This window comes from Methylobacterium sp. WCS2018Hpa-22, assembly GCF_031843785.1.
Taxonomy (GTDB): domain Bacteria; phylum Pseudomonadota; class Alphaproteobacteria; order Rhizobiales; family Beijerinckiaceae; genus Methylobacterium.
Genome location: NZ_JAVTJA010000021.1, coordinates 37638 through 56574, shown reverse-complemented (window position 1 = coordinate 56574; position 18937 = coordinate 37638). Strand labels below are relative to the sequence as shown.

Genomic DNA, 18937 nt, shown 5'->3' with positions numbered 1-18937 from the left:
ATCAATGGGGACGAGGCCGCTCGCCCACAACCCGCAACGTCCGCCGCAACGTCCGGATGCCGGAACTCCTCGCCGCCGCGTCCGGTTCTTGCTTAGGTTCACCGCGCCACCAGAGAGGAACGCCTCTTGACCGTTTCCCGCCCCGAGATCCGCACCTTCCTCTGCCGGAGCGACAATATCGGCGTGCTGATCCGAGATCCCGCGACGGGCGCCTGTGCCGCCATCGACGTGCCGGAAGCGGCTCCCGTCCTGAAGGTGCTCGACGAAACCGGTTGGACGCTCACGGATATCCTGGTGACGCACCGGCATCTCGATCATATCGAGGGAATCCCGGACGTGAAGCGCCGCACCGGCGCGCGGGTGACCGCGCCGCGCAAGGCCGGGGCCGATGTGCCGGAGGTGGATGTCGCCGTCGCCGAGGGGGATCTCGTCCGGGTCGGCGAACTCGAAGCGCAGGTCTGGGAAACGCCGGGCCACTGCAACGACCATGTCAGCTACTTGTTCTCCGCAGCGCAGATCGTGTTCGCCGGCGATACCCTGTTCACCCTCGGATGCGGGCGGGTTGTGGAAGGCCGGCCGGAATCGCTCTGGCGGTCGCTGGAGCGGTTTCTCCCCCTGCCGGACGACACCGAGGTTTTCAGTGGGCACGATTACGTCCTCTCGAATGCCCGTTTCGCTCTCGCCGCCGATCCCGACAACGTGGCGTTGAAGTCTCGTATGGCGGAGGCTCAGGACGCAAAGGCCGCTGGCAGATTCCTGGTTCCGACGACGATGAGGCATGAGCGCGCAACCAATCCTTTCCTTCGTTCCACGGAGCCTTCCCTCGCTAAAGCAGTGAATCTTTCTGCTAATTCACCGGCGGAACTAGTGTTCACTGCATTAAGGGCCTGGAAGAACAGCTTCTGACCGGCTATGGGCCTCTGGCTGTCTCGATCTCAGCGAGACATGCGGGGGCGACGCCGACTCCGGATACGGCCCGCCCTCCTTATCAGCGCCGGCTGGAGTATCGATGGAGACGGCAGGTACGTCCTTTGTGGTCGGCTATGATTCGGCCGGCAGCGATGATGCTACACCCATGACGGGTCTCCGCCCGCCCGACAGGCCCAAGGCCCGAATTAGCCGGGCCAGCCCCACGCCGCTCTCGGTGGATGCGCGCCTCCTGGCGATCGCGACGGAGCATCTGGCCAGGCTCGGGCACAAACGGGTGACGGTCGTCGCGGTGGCCGCCGAGGCCGGCATGACCCACGCCAATGTCTATCGGTATTTTCCATCCAAGGACGCCCTTCTGGATGCCGTCGCGGGCCGCTGGCTCAGAGATGTAGAGGCGGAACTCGCCCGCATCGCCGATGCGCCCGACCCTGCAGACGACAAGATCGAGCGCCTCCTGATGGCCCTGGCGAGCGCGCAGCGCGAAGTCCTGGCACGGGAGCCCCATCTGTTCGCGGTCCATCTCGATGCGACGGTGGCGGCACGGCCCATCGCTCGGCGTCACCGGGTTCGCCTGCGCAGTCTCGTAGAGCGTGTGGTGGAGGAGGGGATCGCTGCGGGAGCCTTCGTGGCTCGGGATCGCGAGCGGGCCATCGCCTACATCTTCGATGCGAGCTACCGCTTCACCCATCCGCTGGCGATGCAACACGATTCCGATCTGCCCGTCGACCTGATCCAGGCGCGCTTCGGAGCCGTCATCCAGGCGATCCAGAAAGTGCTGCGGATCGGCGCACTTTAAGCGAAGTAACAATATTTTGGACCTGTCACCGAAGCTTTGCCGTCGAACCGGAGAGGGGTTCGTTGGTCTAAAATGCTCTGGCGAAAGACTTTTTTGGAAGGCATCCTCCAGCGTCGCGGTACGTCTGTGGCCCGAACTCTGCTTAGCGCCGACCACGTCGGGTTGAAGCATGGGGACTTTTCCGCCACACCGTCGCGGCGAAATCAACGTGCGATCGCGACCTCGGCAAGCAGCCCGTCCGTCGGGACGGAGCATCGCGGATCGGCACTGATACTGGAGGTTCGTTTTCCATGGCACGCAGCAAGATCGCGCTCATCGGCGCCGGGCAGATCGGCGGAACCCTCGCGCATCTGGCGGGCCTGAAGGAACTCGGCGACGTCGTCCTGTTCGACATCGTCGACGGCGTTCCCCAGGGCAAATCCCTCGACATCGCGGAATCCGCTCCGGTCGACGGGTTCGATGCGACCTATACGGGCGCCAGCGATTATTCGGCCATCGCCGGAGCCGACGTGGTGATCGTCACCGCCGGCGTGCCGCGTAAGCCCGGCATGAGCCGCGACGACCTGATCGGCATCAACCTCAAGGTGATGGAAGCCGTCGGCACCGGTATCAAAGAGCACGCTCCGGACGCGTTCGTGATCTGCATCACCAACCCGCTCGACGCCATGGTCTGGGCCCTGCAGAAGTTCTCGGGCCTGCCCACCAACAAGGTCGTCGGCATGGCCGGCGTTCTGGATTCGGCGCGGTTCCGCCACTTCCTGGCCGACGAGTTCAAGGTCTCGGTGGAGGATGTCACCGCCTTCGTGCTCGGCGGCCACGGCGACGACATGGTCCCGCTGGTGCGCTACTCCACCGTCGCCGGCGTGCCGCTGCCGGACCTCGTCAAGCTCGGCTGGACCACCCAGGAGAAGCTCGACGCCATGGTCGAGCGCACCCGCAAGGGTGGCGGCGAGATCGTGAACCTGCTCAAGACCGGCTCGGCCTTCTACGCCCCGGCCGCCTCCGCCATCGCCATGGCCGAGAGCTACCTGCGCGACAAGCGCCGGGTGCTGCCCTGCGCCGCCTATCTCAGCGGCGAGTACGGCATCGACGGCATGTATGTCGGCGTCCCGATCGTGATCGGCGCCGGCGGTGTCGAGCGTGTCCTCGAGGTGGAATTCAATGCCGACGAGAAGGCCATGTTCGACAAGTCGGTGGGCGCCGTGAAGACGCTGATCGAAGCCTGCAAGACCGTGAACCCGGCGCTGGCCTGAAATCTCACAAGAAGCGTCGCGCGCCGGCGGGTGTCCCGTCGGCGTGAACGAGGCCGGTGTGTCGTGTCTTCCAATCCCGCGCGCTGCCGCGGGACGAGGCGAGGAAATGTCCTAATGAACATCCATGAATATCAGGCGAAGGCGGTGCTCAAGGAGTTCGGCCTGCCCGTCTCCCGCGGCGTTCCGATCTTCAAGCCGGAAGAGGCCGAGGCTGCCGCCAAGGAGCTAGGCGGTCCGGTCTGGGTGGTGAAGTCGCAAATCCATGCCGGCGGACGTGGCAAGGGCACGTTCAAGGGCGCGCCCGCTGGCGCCAAGGGCGGCGTGCGCGTCACCAAGTCCATCGACGAGGTCAAGCAATTCGCCGGCGAGATGCTGGGCGAGACGCTGGTGACGATCCAGACCGGCGAAGTTGGCAAGCAGGTCAACCGCCTCTACATCGAGGAAGGCGCGCAGATCGCCGCCGAGTTCTACCTCTCGATGCTGGTGGACCGCGAGACCGGGCAGGTCGCCTTCGTCGTCTCGACGGAGGGCGGCATGGATATCGAGACCGTGGCCCACGACACGCCTGAGAAGATCATCACCTTCTCGGTCGATCCGGCCACCGGGATCATGCCCCATCACGGCCGGGCCGTCGCCAAGGCTCTCGGCCTCACCGGCGCACAGGCCAAGGAGGCGGGCGACCTCACCACCAAGCTCTACCAGGCGTTCACCGCCAAGGACATGAGCATGCTGGAGATCAACCCGCTGGTCCTCACCGGCGATGGCCATCTCAAGTGCCTCGACGCCAAGATCTCGTTCGATTCGAACGCGCTCTACCGCCATCCCGACATCCTGGCGCTCCGCGACGAGACCGAGGAGGACGCCAAGGAGATCGAGGCCTCGAAATACGACCTCGCCTATATCGCGCTGGATGGCACCATCGGCTGCATGGTCAACGGCGCGGGCCTCGCCATGGCCACCCTCGACATCATCAAGCTCTACGGTGAGGAGCCGGCGAACTTCCTCGATGTCGGCGGCGGCGCGAGCGAGGAAAAGGTGACGGCGGCCTTCAAGATCATCACCGCCGATCCGCAGGTGAAGGGCATCCTCGTCAACATCTTCGGCGGGATCATGAAATGCGACGTGATCGCGAACGGCGTGATCGCGGCGGTGAAGGCTGTGGGCCTCGAAGTGCCCCTGGTGGTGCGTCTGGAAGGCACCAATGTCGAGAAAGGCAAGGAGATCATCCGGAATTCCGGCCTCAACGTGATTCCCGCCGATGACCTCGACGATGCCGCGCAGAAGATCGTCGCCGCCGTGAAGAAGGGCTGAGAGTACCCATGTCCATCCTGATCGACGCGAACACCAAGGTCATCTGCCAGGGCTTCACCGGCAAGAACGGGACCTTCCATTCTGAACAGGCGATCGCCTACGGCACCAAGATGGTCGGCGGCACCTCGCCCGGCAAAGGCGGCGCGACCCATCTCGGCCTGCCGGTCTTCGACACCGTGGCCGAAGCCCGCGAGGCCACCGGCGCGACCGCATCGGTCGTCTACGTGCCGCCGCCGGGCGCGGCCGACGCCATCTGCGAGGCCATCGCCGCCGAGATTCCGCTCATCGTCTGCATCACCGAGGGGATTCCGGTCCTCGACATGGTGCGGGTGAAGCGCTCCCTCGAAGGCTCGAAGTCGCGCCTCATCGGGCCGAACTGCCCGGGCGTGGTCACGGCCGGCGAATGCAAGATCGGCATCATGCCCGCCAACATCTTCAAGCCGGGCTCGGTGGGCATCGTCTCGCGCTCCGGCACGCTGACCTACGAGGCCGTGTTCCAGACCACGAATGCCGGTCTCGGGCAGACCACGGCAGTCGGCATCGGCGGCGATCCGGTGAAGGGCACCGAGTTCATCTCGATGCTCGAACTGTTCCTGGCCGACGACAAGACCGAATCGATCGTCATGATCGGCGAGATCGGCGGTTCCGCCGAGGAAGAGGCGGCGCAGTTCATTGCCGACGAGGCCAAGCGCGGCCGTCGCAAGCCGATGGTCGGCTTCATCGCTGGGCGCACGGCTCCTCCGGGCCGCCGCATGGGTCATGCCGGTGCCATCATCTCAGGCGGCAAGGGCGGAGCCGAGGACAAGATCGCCGCGATGGAAGCGGCCGGCATCCGGGTATCGCCGTCTCCGGCGCGCCTCGGCAGCACGCTGGTCGACGTCCTCAAGGGGTGAGGTTCTCGGGAATCTGTCACTTGTGTTGCGGTGCAAAATGGCTCCGCAGCATCTATCTAGGAAACGGCGCGGCTTGATCGCCGCCCCGCCACGAACATCCCCATCGAAGCGCCCGTCGGCGCCATGGGGAGCAGGGGGCCGCCGCAGGGGTGGCCACTCCGCCAAGCGGTAGGATGATCGAAGATGGCTCGCCAGGACGCGCTTCTCGAAACCTCGTTCCTCACCGGCGGCAACGCCGCCTATCTCGAGGAATTGCAGGCGGCCTATGCCCGCGATCCGCATTCGGTCGATCCGCAGTGGCAGGATTTCTTCAAATCCCTCGGTGACGAGAGCGGCCTTGCCGAGAAGAATGCCGCCGGCGCCTCATGGCAGAAGCCGAACTGGCCGGTCCATGCCAACGGCGAGATGGTCTCGGCCCTGGACGGCAACTGGGCCACCGTCGAGAAGGCGGTGGGCGAGAAGATCCGCGCGAAGTCTGACACCGCGAAGATCGATGGCGCCAAGGCTGCCAACGGCGCGGCCGTCGTCGCCGCCAGCGGCGTCTCGGTCGAGCAGGCGACCAAGGATTCCGTCCGCGCGATCATGTTGATCCGCGCCTACCGCATGCGCGGCCATCTCCACGCCAAGCTCGATCCCCTCGGCCTCGCCCCGCGCGGCGACCACGAGGAGCTGCACCCCCAGCATTACGGTTTCGAGGAGAAGGATTGGGACCGTCCGATCTTCCTCGATAACGTGCTCGGCCTCCAATATTCGACCATCCGCGAGATCGTCGAGATTCTGGAGCGCACCTACTGCCAGACGCTGGGCGTCGAGTTCATGCACATCTCCAACCCGGAGGAGAAGGCGTGGATTCAGGAGCGTATCGAAGGCAAGGGCAAGGAGATCTCCTTCACGCCCGAGGGCCGGCGCGCGATCCTGAACAAGCTGGTGGAAGCGGAGGGTTTCGAGAAGTTCCTCGACCTCAAATACACCGGCACCAAGCGCTTCGGCCTCGACGGGTCGGAATCGATGATCCCGGCGCTGGAGCAGATCATCAAGCGCGGCGGCGCGTTGGGCGCGAAGGAGATCGTGCTCGGCATGGCCCATCGCGGCCGGCTCAACGTGCTCTCGAACGTCATGTCGAAGCCGTTCCGGGCGATCTTCAACGAGTTCAAGGGCGGCTCGGCCTCTCCCGCCGAAGTCGAGGGCTCGGGCGACGTGAAGTACCATCTCGGTGCCTCGTCGGACCGTACCTTCGACGACAACAACGTCCACCTGTCGCTGACCGCCAACCCGTCCCATCTCGAGATCGTCGATCCGGTGGTGCTGGGTAAGGTGCGCGCCAAGCAGGACCAGCGGGCCAAGCCGAATGTCCAGCGCACCAGCGTCGTGCCGCTGCTCATCCACGGCGATGCGGCCTTCGCCGGCCAGGGCGTGGTGGCCGAGTGCCTCGGCCTGTCGGGCCTCAAGGGGCACCGAACCGGCGGGTCGATCCACTTCATCATCAACAACCAAATCGGCTTCACCACCGATCCGCGCTTCTCGCGCTCGTCGCCCTATCCGTCCGACGTCGCCAAGATGGTGGAAGCGCCGATCTTCCACTGCAACGGCGACGACCCGGAGGCCGTCACCTTCGCGGCCAAGATCGCCATCGAGTACCGCCAGAAGTTCGGCAAGCCCGTCGTCATCGACATGCTGTGCTACCGCCGCTTCGGCCATAACGAGGGCGACGAGCCGGCTTTCACCCAGCCGAAGATGTACCAGCGCATCCGCAAGCACCCGACGGCGCTGGAGACCTACGCCAAGAAGCTCATCGCCGAGGGTGTGCTGACGCAGGAGCAGTTCGACGCGCGCAAGGCCGAGTTCCGCGCCATGCTCGACGGGGAGCTGGAGGTCGCCGGCAACTACAAGGCCAACAAGGCCGATTGGCTCGACGGGCGCTGGTCCGGCTTCAAGGCCGTGCGCGAGGATGTGGACGATCCGCGCCGCGGCAAGACCGGCGTGCCGGCCGATATCCTGCGTGAGATCGCCCAGCGCATCACCACGCCGCCGCCCGGCTTTCACCTCCACCGCACGATCCAGCGCTTCTTCGACAACCGCGCCAAGGCCGTCGAGACGGGCAAGGGGATCGACTGGGCGACGGCCGAGGCCCTGGCCTTCGGTTCGCTCCTCATCGAGGGCCATCGGGTCCGGCTGTCGGGCCAGGACGTGGAGCGCGGGACCTTCTCGCAGCGCCATGCCGTGGTGATCGATCAGGAGAACGAGCAGCGCTACACCTCGCTCAACTCCATCCGCGAGGGGCAGGCGAATCTCGAGGTCATCAACTCGATGCTCTCCGAGGAGGCCGTGCTCGGCTTCGAATACGGCTACTCCCTGGCCGACCCCAATTCCCTGGTCCTGTGGGAGGCGCAGTTCGGCGATTTCGCCAACGGCGCGCAGGTCGTCATCGATCAGTTCATCTCGTCCGGCGAGCGCAAGTGGCTGCGCATGTCCGGCCTGACTCTGCTGCTGCCGCATGGCTACGAGGGACAGGGGCCGGAGCATTCCTCGGCCCGCCTCGAACGCTTCCTGCAGATGTGCGCCGAGGACAACATGCAGGTCGCCAACTGCACGACTCCCTCGAACTACTTCCACATCCTGCGCCGGCAGCTCAACCGCGAGTTCCGCAAGCCGCTGGTGCTGATGACCCCGAAATCGCTCCTGCGGCACAAGCGGGCGGTGTCGAACCTCGACATGCTGGCGGAGGGATCGACCTTCCACCGCGTGCTCTGGGACGATGCGGAGCACGAAGACGACACGATCAAGCTCGTGAAGGACGACAAGATCCGTCGCGTCGTGCTCTGCTCGGGCAAGGTTTATTACGACCTCTACGACGAGCGCGAGAAGCGTGGCGTCAACGATGTCTACCTGATGCGCGTGGAGCAGCTCTATCCGTTCCCGCTCAAGGCGCTGGCCAACGAGATGGCGCGCTTCCGTAATGCGGAGGTCGTCTGGTGCCAGGAGGAGCCCAAGAACATGGGCGCCTGGTCCTTCGTCGATCCGTATCTCGAATGGGTCCTCGGCCAGGCTCAGTCGCAGGTGAAGCGGGCGCGCTATGTCGGCCGCCCCGCCTCGGCCTCCACGGCGGTCGGCCTTCTTTCCAAGCATCAGGCCCAGCTCCAGGCCTTCCTCAACGAGGCGCTGGCGGTCTGACGACCCCGGTATCCCCTTCTCCGACGCGACCAAACCATTCGGGCGGACAGAGCACCATGGCAACCGACATCCTCGTTCCTACGCTGGGCGAATCCGTGAGCGAGGCCACCATCGGCCGCTGGTTCAAGAAGCCGGGCGACGCGGTGGCGGCGGACGAGCCCCTTGTCGAGCTCGAGACCGACAAGGTCACCCTCGAAGTCAACGCTCCCGCCGCCGGTGAACTCGGTGAGATCCTGGTGAAGGACGGCGAGACCGTGGAGCCCGGCGCCCTGCTCGGCTCCATCGTCGAGGCCGGCGCCGGCGGAGGCGCCAAGGCTCCCGCCGCCAAGAAGACCGAGACCAAGGCCGACACCCGCACGGAAGAAGCAACTCCGAAATCCGAGGGCGCGGACAGGGCACCCGCAGAGGAATCCTCGGCGGCCTACGGCAACCACGGCGAGGCCGCTGCGCCGAAATCCGATCGTCAGGCCGGCGATAACGGCCCCGCCGTCGCCAAGATGGCGCGGGAATCCGGTATCGACCCGTCGACGGTGAACGGCACCGGCAAGGACGGTCGCGTCACCAAAGGTGACATGATCGAAGCGACCTCCAAGGCGCCCTCCGCCCCGGCCCCGGCCCCGGCTCAGGAGCCGGCCCGGCAGGCCAAGGCTCCCTCGCCGCCGCGCCCCGCCTCGAAGCCCGACGATGCCGCGCGCGAAGAGCGCGTGAAGATGACGAAGCTGCGCCAGACCATCGCGCGCCGGCTCAAGGACGCCCAGGACACGGCGGCGATGCTGACGACGTTCAACGACGTCGACATGTCGGCCGTGATGGCCATGCGCGCCCAGTACAAGGACATGTTCGAGAAGAAGCACGGCACCAAGCTCGGCTTCATGGGCTTCTTCACCAAGGCGGTGATCGGAGCGCTCAAGGACGTGCCAGCGGTCAATGCCGAGATCGACGGGACCGACCTCGTCTACAAGAACTACTACCATATCGGCATCGCCGTCGGCACCGATAAGGGCCTCGTCGTGCCGGTGGTGCGCAATGCCGACGACCTCTCCATCGCCGGTATCGAGAAGACGATCTCCGGTTTCGGCAAGAAGGCGCGGGACGGCAAGCTGTCCATCGAGGAGATGCAGGGCGGCACCTTCACCATCACCAATGGCGGCATCTATGGCTCGCTGATGTCGACCCCGATCCTCAACGCGCCGCAATCGGGCATCCTCGGCATGCACCGCATCGAGGAGCGTCCGGTAGTCCGCGCCGGCAAGATCGAGGCGCGGCCGATGATGTATCTCGCGCTCTCCTACGATCACCGCATCGTCGACGGGAAGGAGGCCGTGACCTTCCTCGTGCGCGTCAAGGAGGCGCTGGAGGATCCGGCACGCCTCGTGCTGGACCTCTGAAACAACCCGGCAGCTGCCGTCCGCCGGCCGCCGCAGGGCGGCCGGACGCTTCCGCGTGCGTGAACTTCGATGGTGGGGCCTGACCTGCCGAACCTTCAAGCGAGTCACCAGCCTATGTCCTACGATCTCGTCGTCATCGGTACCGGCCCCGGCGGCTATGTTTGCGCCATCCGCGCCGCCCAGCTCGGACTCAAGACCGCCGTGGTGGAGAAGCGGGCGACCCATGGCGGCACCTGCCTCAATGTCGGCTGCATCCCGTCGAAAGCCCTGCTTCACGCCTCCGAGGCGTTCGAGGAGGCCTCGAAACACTTCGCCGACATGGGCGTCATCGTCAGCGCGCCCGAACTCGACCTCAAGAAGATGATGTCGTTCAAGCAGGACGGCGTCGACGGCAACACCAAGGGCGTCGAGTTCCTGCTGAAGAAGAACGGGATCGACGCCTATCACGGCCTTGGCCGGGTCGCCGGTGCCGGCCGCGTCGAGGTGCTGTCCGAGGATGGCGGCAACCAGATGCTGGAGACGAAGAACATCGTCATCGCCACCGGCTCCGACGTGACGAAGCTGCCCGGCGTGACGATCGACGAGACGATCGTCGTCTCCTCCACCGGCGCCCTCGAGCTTCAGTCCGTGCCGAAGAAGCTCCTCATCATCGGCGCGGGCGTGATCGGCCTCGAACTCGGCTCCGTCTGGCGTCGCCTCGGCTCGGAGGTCACCGTGGTGGAATATCTCGACCGCGTCCTACCCGGCATGGATGGTGAGGTCGGCAAGCAGTTCCAGCGCATCCTCGGCAAGCAGGGCATCGTCTTCAAGCTGTCGTCGAAGGTCACCGGCGTCGAGGTGAAGGACGGCGCCGCCACCGTCTCGGTGGAGCCGGCCGCCGGCGGCGAAGCCGAGAAGCTCGAGGCCGACGTCGTGCTCGTGGCCATCGGCCGCGTGCCCTACACCGAGAAGCTGGGTCTCGAAACCGTGGGCGTGCAGCTCGACAACAAGGGCCGCATCCAGACCGACAGCCACTACGCCACCAACGTCACCGGCATCTACGCCATCGGCGACGTGATCGCGGGGCCGATGCTCGCTCACAAGGCCGAGGACGAGGGTGTCGCCGTGGCGGAACTCCTCGCCGGGCAATCGGGCCACGTGAATTACGGGGTGATCCCGAACGTGGTCTACACCTATCCGGAAGTCGCCTCGGTGGGGAAGACCGAGGAGGAGCTGAAGAAGGACGGTATCGCCTACAATGCGGGCAAGTTCCCCTTCACGGCGAATGGTCGCGCCAAGGTCAACCACACCACGGACGGGTTCGTGAAGATCCTGGCCGATGCCAAGACCGACCGGGTGCTCGGCGTCCATATCGTCGGCGCGGATGCGGGCAACCTCATCGCGGAAGTGGCCGTCGCCATGGAGTTCGGTGCCAGCGCCGAGGACGTGGCCCGGACCTGCCACGCTCACCCGACGCTGACCGAGGCGGTCAAGGAAGCCGCCCTCGCCGTCGGCAAGCGGGCGATCCACATCTGAGACGGGCTACCGCCCCCGTCTTGGCAATGAGCCGGAGGGCGGGTTCGACGTAGGCCGCCGTCCGGGAACGTCGCTTCGCTCGGCACCCCGGACGGGGTGCCCGTGTTGGAACAGGTGTCTCACACCTTCCGCAGCGGAGCGCCGGATGCCCTACGAACTCTATTACTGGCCGACGATCCAGGGACGCGGTGAGTTCGTCCGCCTCGCTCTGGAGGATGCCGGGGCGGAGTATGTCGATATCGCCCGCGGGCGAGAGGAGGAGGGCCAGGGCCTCGGCGCCATGACCGCTTTTCTCGGCGATCCCTCGGTGGCGCGGCCGTCCTATGCGCCGCCCTTCCTCCGAGATGGCGACGTCGTGGTCGGCCAGACGGCGGCGATCCTGCTCTATCTTGGTCCCCGGCTCGGCCTCGCGCCGTCGGACGAAACCGACCGCCTCTGGACCCATCAGATCCAGCTGACCGTCGCCGATGTGGTGGCGGAAGCTCACGATACGCACCATCCCATCGCGGTGAGCCTCACCTACGAGGACCAGAAGCCGGAAGCGCTTCGGCGAGCGAAGGACTTTCAGGCGAACCGGATTCCGGAATATCTCGCCTGGTTCGACCATGTGCTCGGCCGTAACGACGGCCACCATCTCGTCGGCGGGTCCACGACCTACGCCGATCTGTCCCTGTTCCAACTCGTGGACGGGTTGCTCTACGCGTTCCCCCACGCGACGGAGCGGACCCTCGCCGAAAACCGCCACGTCGCCGCCCTTCACGACGCGGTGCGGCAACGGCCCGGGATCGCCGCCTATCTGGCGAGCCCGCGCCGCATCCCCTTCAACCAGCAGGGGATCTTCCGACGCTATCCCGAACTCGACCTGTAGCGCGCGCACCCGCACGCGGATGGGCCTGCTCGAACGCATCCATCAGGCGGGCGGCGTCGACCTTGGTGTAGAGCTGCGTCGTCGAGAGCGAGGCGTGGCCGAGCAATTCCTGGATCGCGCGCAACTCGCCCTGGCGGCCGAGGAGGTGCGTGGCGAAGGAGTGCCGCAAGGCATGGGGCGTGGCGCTGTCCGGCAGGCCGAGCGCGCCGCGCAGGGAGGCCACCGCATATTGGATGATCCGTGGGGAGAGCTTGCCGCCTTTCACGCCCACGAAGAGAGGCCCTTCCGGATCGAGCGCATGGGGGTAGGCGGCGAGATAGGCCGCCACCGCCTCGGCCACGACGGGAAGGATCGGCACCATCCGCTCCTTGCCGCCCTTGCCCATCACCGTCACCGACTCCACTCCCGGTACGGGCGCATCGCGGCGGGTGAGGCCGAGGGCTTCGGAAATGCGCAGGCCGGAACCGTAGAGAAGAGCGAGAACGGCGGCGTCACGCGCCAGAACCCAGGGCTCGCGGGATTCCCCGGCGCGGATGTCGATATCGGTCAAGGCGCGGGCGGCGGCGATGGGAATCGGGCGCGGCAAGCGCCGCTCGACCTTGGGCGAGCGGATCGCCCCGAGGGCGGACACGCTGCCGTGACCGTCCCGTTCGAGGTGCCGCGCGAAGGAGCGCAAACCGGCGAGCGCGCGCATCAGCGATCGACCGCTCACCGTCTCGGCCCGGCGCGCTGCCATGAATCCACGGATGTCGCGGGGCTTCAATGCGACGAGCCCGGCGATTCCGACCGTGCCGTGCCGGCTCTGCAGGTGGTCGAGGAACTGCCGCAGGTCGCGCGCATAGGCTTCCACCGTGTTCGCGGCCATCCGGCGCTCGCGCAGCAAACTGTCCTGCCACGCCATGGCGACGGACCGGACTGCCTCGTCACCGGGAAAGGCGATGGTGCTGGCAGTGGCAGGTGGAGGCGGAACGTGGAGCATCGCGCGGTGATCCGGGAGCGAAAAGCCCACTCAACGCCACCGAGGTTGACGGAGCGTTGCCGACGGGGCGAGGAGATCGTGGCGGTGGTCGGCTGTTTCACGGAACGGCGCAGCGGCTCAGCGCTTGATCATCGCATCCTACCCCTGTCGTCCCTCCCGATCCGAGCCCGCATGCCCGAGACACGCATCGTCTGCATCCGCCACGGCGAATCCACCTTCAACGCAGCCCACCGCCTCACCGGGCGCGATCCCGGCCATATCGATGCCCGGCTGACGGAGCGGGGCCTCGCCCAGGTCGCGGCGGCCCAGGATCGGCTACGGGACATTCCGTTCGATCTGGTGGTGACCTCCCCGCTCACCCGCGCCATTCAGACCACCGCCGGCATTTTCGGCCATCATCCGGCCAAGCCCGAGATCCTGGTGGAAGTGCTCCATCGCGAATGCCAGGAGAGCAGCTGCGATGTCGGGCGCGCCGCCTCCGTGCTGAAGGCGGAATTCCCGCATCTCGATATCGATCACCTGCCCGAAATCTGGTGGCATGCCGAGGGTGAGCCGATCGCGGAGGGCGTCCATGTGGAGCCGCGCCACCTCTTCGATCGTCGCGTGGCGACGTTCCGCGACTGGCTGACCGAGCGGCGTGAGCGGACCATCGCCGTCGTCGGCCACGGCACGTTCTTCTTTCACCTCACCGGCATCTGGCTCGACAACTGCGCCACCACCGAACTCGACCTCGCATCGGGGCCGGTGGCCGTCTGAGCCGACGCGGCGGAAATCACCCGCCTTGTCGAACCTGTCGGCCCAGGCTCAGGACGCGCTCGCCCGCGCCGCATCCAATCGTTCCTGCGCCTGAACGAGATCGATGTCCGATGCCTGCCGTCCGATGGTCAGGGCCTCGTCGAGGATGGTCGCTGCGCTGTCCCAGACGCCCTCGGTGAAGGGTGATGCACCTTCGGCGATCTCCGCCGCTGACCGGGCATCGGTGGCCGACTTCACTGCGGCCACCGCGCTGCGAGCGATGGCGGAGGCGAGGGCGCCCCGTCGCCAGTCCCGCTGCTGCGACGCGGCCTGGGCCACGGTCCCACCGCGCCACGCAGCGGCCTGCGCAGCCAAAAGACCCGCCTCGAGATCCTGGGCTTCGTCACAGCGAGCGGCAAGATCAGCAAAACCTGCCCGGTCGAGGAGAGGCGGCAGGATCCGACGAATGCTTTCCAGGGCGAGGAAGCGGGTGCGTTGCTCCTCTATCTCCGCCGTATCAGCGGAGCCGGAGAGGCGCAGGACGAAGGCCATCAAGCGAGAGCGCTGGTCGTCCGGCATCGCGTCGTTGAGGCCGAGCGCGTAGGCGGCGAGGGGTTTCGAGAAACACGGCGGACAATCCGAAGAGGAGCGGATCGACCGGTAGGGTAGGCCGGCCGCGACGACCGCCGCCTCGTTGATGCAGGTCCCGCCATCCGGGCCGGGGAAGGGGTGCGAGCCGGACAGCAACCGCCAGTGAAGGATGTGCTCGAAACCTGATGCCATGCGGGCCGGCTCCGTCGGTTTCACGGGAAAACGCAGCCGCGAACCGGCGGGTCACCCGAAATCTGCCACAGGACGGCAATCCGTGACGAGGAAAATCTTATCCGCCCACGCCCACGGCGAGCCCCGCCAGCATGGCGATCCCGAGCACGAAGACGAAAGCGCCGGCCAGCAGTTCGAGCCCACCTACGGCGATTGCCCCCATGGACCCGCGCCCTCCCGCGAGACGCAGGGCCAGGGCCTTGGCGAAGACCGCCAGGCTCGCCAGCACCCCGGTGGTCAGGGCCGTGCCCAGGGCCATGGCGAACGTCGCCGCGATGCCCGCCGCCAGAATGCCCTGCGACGCGGAGAAGACCAGGATGAGGATCGCGCCGGCGCAGGGGCGCGAGCCGGCCGCCAGTACCACGCCCGCCCGCTCGCGCCAGGAATCGAGGCGGCCGAAGGCGGTGGCGTCGCTGAGGTGGACATGCCCGCAACCGGGCGCGCAGGCGGCCGCGTTACCGCCGTGAACGAGCCCCGCCAGTCGTCCGGCCTTCCGCCACGTCACCGTGAGGCCGAGGAGGGCAACGAGGGCGAAGCTCACCGTCTCGATCACCGTACCGGCCCGCGTCATCCCGGCGGCGGTGGCGTTGAGGAGGAGGTTGCCGATGGCGACGATGGCGATGGCGACGAGAGCTTGCAGCAAGGCAGCGGCGGCGCTGAGCGAGAAGCCGCGTGCCAGCGCCCGTTCCCCGGCCATGATGTAGCCGGCGATCACCGCCTTGCCATGGCCCGGTCCGGCGGCGTGGAACACGCCATAGCTGAAGCCGATGAGGATCATGGGCCCCCAGCTTCCACCCTGCTTGATGGCGGCGACGGTGGCTTGCAGGCTGCGCGAGAAGCTCGATTGCATGGCGAGCAGCCAGCCGCCGATCCCGGTGGCCGAGGGCGCCGCCTCGCGAAATCCGACGCCGAATGGGGAGCGGGGCGGCGGTGGAGCCACGCTGGAGCCGAGGAGCCACGACAGCGCCGTGAGGACGAGGGCGACACAGGCGATCGCTGCGAGGGCCAGGGCGATCCGTAAGGCGATCCGGCCGCGCGGATGATCGGCCCATGCGGCGGCCACGCCTACGGACATGCGACGATGATCCGGTTCGCGAACTGGACGCCGTAACTCGAGGCGTTGGTCAGCGCTTCGAAGAACGCCTCCGACAGACCCGGCTTGGCATCGGCAGTCTTGGCATCCGCGGTCTTCGCCTGCTCGGATTTGGGCCGGGTGATCGTGGCGGCGCAACCGGCCGGCGAGCCGACGAGGCGCGCGGTGTCCGCATCTTCCGAGAGGCTGAACGCAACGAAATAGGTCGGGTCGAAGACTTCCAACGCCGCGACTCCGCGCCCCTGCGCCACCGGCGATTTCAGTGGCAGAAGGAAGCTGAGCGTCAGCCTGTCGCCGTCCATTCTCATGCGCGGCTCGATCGGATCGGCGAAGGTCTGCTCCTTGCCGCCGATCTTGAGCTTGGTGAAATAGGCGAATTCCGCGAGATTGGCGGTGTTGTCCGTGGCGAGGCCCGCGAGTTCGTCGGGAGAGACCGTGCCGTCGCCGTTCGCATCGAGCCCCTGGATCGCCGAGGCCGAGTAGCTCGCATCGAAGGTCCAGGCGTGACGGATGCCCGTCACCTTGCTGCCCTCGCCGTAATCGATCTCGGCCTTCGAGGTCACCCAGACATGCGGATGGGCCGATGCCGGAGCGGCGGCCCCGAGGCCGAGGGCGAGCGCCGCCAAAGAGGACGCGACGAAGGAGCGAGCGGAGAGGAGAGCGGTCGGCGAAGCCATGCTGGACGCTCGCGAGTCAGGGTAAAGAAAGTCTGAACGGGTGCTGCGACGGGGGCCGGGAGTCCGGCCGCCGCCTCGATCTCCTCCGATTTCAGTGGGGCGAAAGCGAGGCGCGACCTTCCGTCAAGCGGCCCGCACGCTGGCGAGAAACCCCGCAATGCTTTCGTCGAGGGCGAGGCTCGCTGCTGCCACGCGGCCGGCGACACTCCTCACCGATTCGGCGGCCTGTGCGCTGGACGCGGCGGCTTCCTCGACCGTGGCGATGCCGCCGGACACGGCGTCGGCGCTGGCTTCGGCATCGGCGACACTGTCGGCGACGCGAGCGCCCGCGATCCGCTGAGCCTCGAGAGCGAGGGCAACGGCCGCATCCGCGCCCGCCATCTGATCCATCGTTCCGCCGATCGCTTCCACCGCCCGGAGCGTGTCCTGAGCCGCGCCCCGCATCGCCTCGATCTGTCCTTTGATCGCCTCGGTGGCACCGGCCGTCTGGGCGGCGAGCGCCTTCACCTCGCCGGCGACCACCGCGAAGCCCCGTCCGGCCTCACCCGCGCGCGCCGCCTCGATCGTGGCATTGAGGGCCAGGAGATTGGTCTGCACGGCGACCGTTGCGATGGTCTCGACCACGGTGCCGATCTCGCGCCCCGCTTCGGTGAGGAGGGCGGCGGCGCGGCGCGTCGCGGTGACCTCGCGGTGTGCCAGGGCGCCCAAACCGTCGCGGATCCGCGATTGCCGGTCGATCGCCTCGCCACCACCCGCGACATCCGCACTGGCGGCTGCGGCCCTGCGCACCTGTTGCCCCGCGCCGGCCGCACCTTCCGAAACGATGGTGGTCTGATCCCGCGTGAGCCGCACGGCGTCCGACACCGCCTCCGCCGCGCCCGCCATGGCAGTGGCGGCGCTCGACAGATCCTGCGCCACCCGCTGAGCTTCCTCCTCGAAAGCCTGGGCGGCTGCCTCCAGGCGCGCGGCCCGCTCGGCTTCGAGAGCGGAATGAGCGAGCGCACGCGCATCGCCTTCGACCTTGTCGACGATGACGGTCCGCAGCACCGCAATGGAGCGGGCCATGGTTCCGATCTCGTCGCGTCGTTCCAGCAACGGGATGGCCCGGGTGAGATCCATGGCCGCAAGGGCATCGATCGCCGATCCGAGGCGGGCCAGCGGCTGGCGGATCTCCTTGAGGACGAGCCAGAGTGCGAAACCGAAGGTGAAGAGGATCACCGCCCCGGAGGCTACGAGGCTGATGATGCGGGTCTGCTCGATCTCCGCCACGGTCTCCGCGCGTTCGCTGCCGAGACGCGTGAGCGTGTCCTTGCCGATGCGTGTGATCGCGGACACCATCTTGGCGCGGCTCGCCACGGTGGCCTCGTCGGTGCCCTGGATGAGCGCGGCCTTCGGTGAGATGGTGAGGCCGAGTTCCGCCGTATCGGTCTGATAGGCCAGGAACTCCTTCAGCATCAGATCGAGCTTGAGGCGATCCGCATCGGGAACCTGCCCGACGATCCGGCTCAGGAACACGTCCTTCTGCTCGCCGACTTCGGCGAGGGCGGTTTTCAGGCCACCGAACTTGGCCTTGGCGTCATCGGTATCGTCCGCCGTGTAGACCGCGCCCGCCGCCACCACCGTCCGTTCGATGGCGAGAGCGAGGCTTTGCGCCGACAGGGCCTGTTCCCAGACCGAGTCCATTTCGGCCGCCCGCGCCTGCTGATGCAGCACCACGCGGTCGTTGAACAGGGACAGGGCGCAGGCACCGAGTGCCAGAAGCCCCATCACCGCCGCGAGTTTGTTGCCGAGGGATAGGCGCATCAATGTGTTCCGTCATCTAAAGCTATCGTGAAGCTGATGACGCCCGAACCTTGCCGGGAGTTTAAATCGAGGCGGCTAACAAATTGAAAGTATTGGATTAAACGCCTGGGGCCGTCCGTGAGGGAGCGTCCCCAGGCATCGATGGATACGGATGACCGAGGAAAGAGCCGTTCAGTAGGCCGTCGAATCGGCCGATGCGACATCGACCCTGTCGCCGGTACGCGAGAAGGCGATGGTGGTCTCGCGTCCGTCGGAGCCAAGCGTGCCCGGCACCGAAAGGTGGACGGTCTGTTCGGGATTCAGGGTCGTCACGAGGCGGATGACCTGGGGCAGATCATGGCCGGAATTGACGCTGGCGAGGGTGGCGACCACGCGGTAGCGGCCATTCTCGACGGTGTAATAGGCCGAACCACGATAGGTGCCGAGGTCGACGCTCTGGGCGCTCGCGGGCGAAAGCTCGGCCGCCTGGGAGGCCGTAGCGGAAGCGAGGGTGAGCGCGGCGGCGAGGAGGGCTTTGGACGAGATGCGCATGATGAGGGAACCTGTGCGGTTACTGTCCGCCGGGAGTGCCCGTTCGGAGAGCCGGTTGCACCGGGAGACCGACATATGTCGATTTTATGCTGCGCTGCGAAGAGATGAATGTTGCAATGCGTCAATGCTTGAATTGCATGACTCGGCAAAAAATATCTCGGTGCATGTCAAA

16 protein-coding genes are annotated in these 18937 nt (G+C 66.7%); 10 read left to right on the top strand and 6 right to left on the bottom strand.

What is annotated here, in order from left to right; all coding sequences use genetic code 11:
- Positions 1 to 126 precede the first annotated feature (126 nt).
- The 9 genes from gloB (at position 127) to RQI43_RS21935 (ending at position 12125) form a co-directional block, all read left to right on the top strand.
- Positions 127 to 906: a hydroxyacylglutathione hydrolase gene (gloB, locus tag RQI43_RS21975; protein ID WP_311276598.1), complete on the top strand. Its 780-nt coding sequence runs from the start codon at positions 127 to 129 to the stop codon at positions 904 to 906.
- A 169-nt stretch (positions 907 to 1075) separates the two neighbouring features.
- Positions 1076 to 1726 carry a TetR family transcriptional regulator gene (locus RQI43_RS21970; protein ID WP_244478182.1) on the top strand — a complete coding sequence of 217 codons (651 nt, stop codon included), beginning with the start codon at positions 1076 to 1078 and terminating at the stop codon, positions 1724 to 1726.
- Between the two features lie 290 nt (positions 1727 to 2016).
- Positions 2017 to 2979: a malate dehydrogenase gene (mdh, locus tag RQI43_RS21965; protein ID WP_018045796.1), complete on the top strand. Its 963-nt coding sequence runs from the start codon at positions 2017 to 2019 to the stop codon at positions 2977 to 2979.
- Between the two features lie 114 nt (positions 2980 to 3093).
- Positions 3094 to 4290: an ADP-forming succinate--CoA ligase subunit beta gene (sucC, locus tag RQI43_RS21960; protein ID WP_311276597.1), complete on the top strand. Its 1197-nt coding sequence runs from the start codon at positions 3094 to 3096 to the stop codon at positions 4288 to 4290.
- Between the two features lie 8 nt (positions 4291 to 4298).
- Entirely contained in the window at positions 4299 to 5183 is an 885-nt protein-coding gene (gene sucD, locus RQI43_RS21955; protein WP_056426894.1) for a succinate--CoA ligase subunit alpha, read from the top strand.
- Between the two features lie 183 nt (positions 5184 to 5366).
- Positions 5367 to 8354, top strand: coding sequence for a 2-oxoglutarate dehydrogenase E1 component (locus RQI43_RS21950; protein ID WP_056426891.1), 2988 nt, complete (start codon positions 5367 to 5369; stop codon positions 8352 to 8354).
- Between the two features lie 56 nt (positions 8355 to 8410).
- On the top strand, positions 8411 to 9742 hold the full coding sequence (gene odhB / locus RQI43_RS21945) for a 2-oxoglutarate dehydrogenase complex dihydrolipoyllysine-residue succinyltransferase (RefSeq protein WP_311276596.1): 1332 nt from the start codon (positions 8411 to 8413) through the stop codon (positions 9740 to 9742).
- A gap of 114 nt (positions 9743 to 9856) precedes the next feature.
- Positions 9857 to 11257, top strand: coding sequence for a dihydrolipoyl dehydrogenase (lpdA, locus tag RQI43_RS21940; RefSeq protein WP_056426886.1), 1401 nt, complete (start codon positions 9857 to 9859; stop codon positions 11255 to 11257).
- Between the two features lie 145 nt (positions 11258 to 11402).
- Positions 11403 to 12125 carry a glutathione S-transferase gene (locus RQI43_RS21935; RefSeq protein ID WP_311276595.1) on the top strand — a complete coding sequence of 241 codons (723 nt, stop codon included), beginning with the start codon at positions 11403 to 11405 and terminating at the stop codon, positions 12123 to 12125.
- Here the strand turns inward: RQI43_RS21935 and RQI43_RS21930 are convergent.
- Positions 12079 to 13104 (bottom strand): tyrosine recombinase XerC, encoded by a 1026-nt coding sequence (locus RQI43_RS21930; RefSeq protein ID WP_405030687.1) that lies wholly within the window; start codon positions 13102 to 13104, stop codon positions 12079 to 12081. The two genes, RQI43_RS21935 and RQI43_RS21930, sit on opposite strands and share 47 nt — an antisense overlap.
- 171 nt (positions 13105 to 13275) lie before the next feature.
- Between RQI43_RS21930 and RQI43_RS21925 the strand changes: the two genes are divergently transcribed.
- Complete coding sequence (locus RQI43_RS21925; protein WP_311276594.1) at positions 13276 to 13860, top strand: histidine phosphatase family protein; 585 nt, start codon at positions 13276 to 13278, stop codon at positions 13858 to 13860.
- Between the two features lie 48 nt (positions 13861 to 13908).
- Here the strand turns inward: RQI43_RS21925 and RQI43_RS21920 are convergent, their stop codons facing one another.
- The 5 genes from RQI43_RS21920 to RQI43_RS21900 form a co-directional block, all read right to left on the bottom strand.
- Positions 13909 to 14622: a hypothetical protein gene (locus RQI43_RS21920; RefSeq protein ID WP_311276593.1), complete on the bottom strand. Its 714-nt coding sequence runs from the start codon at positions 14620 to 14622 to the stop codon at positions 13909 to 13911.
- Between the two features lie 97 nt (positions 14623 to 14719).
- A complete protein-coding gene (locus RQI43_RS21915; protein ID WP_311276592.1) occupies positions 14720 to 15736 on the bottom strand; it encodes a nickel transporter in 1017 nt (338 codons plus the stop codon).
- The gene (locus RQI43_RS21910; RefSeq protein ID WP_311276591.1) at positions 15727 to 16431 is read right to left on the bottom strand and encodes a DUF1007 family protein; all 705 of its coding nucleotides are present in this window, start codon (positions 16429 to 16431) and stop codon (positions 15727 to 15729) included. The genes RQI43_RS21915 and RQI43_RS21910 overlap by 10 nt, the downstream gene beginning before the upstream one ends.
- A gap of 123 nt (positions 16432 to 16554) precedes the next feature.
- Positions 16555 to 18234: a methyl-accepting chemotaxis protein gene (locus tag RQI43_RS21905; protein WP_311276590.1), complete on the bottom strand. Its 1680-nt coding sequence runs from the start codon at positions 18232 to 18234 to the stop codon at positions 16555 to 16557.
- A 171-nt stretch (positions 18235 to 18405) separates the two neighbouring features.
- The gene (locus RQI43_RS21900; RefSeq protein WP_207410806.1) at positions 18406 to 18765 is read right to left on the bottom strand and encodes a hypothetical protein; all 360 of its coding nucleotides are present in this window, start codon (positions 18763 to 18765) and stop codon (positions 18406 to 18408) included.
- Positions 18766 to 18937 lie beyond the last annotated feature (172 nt).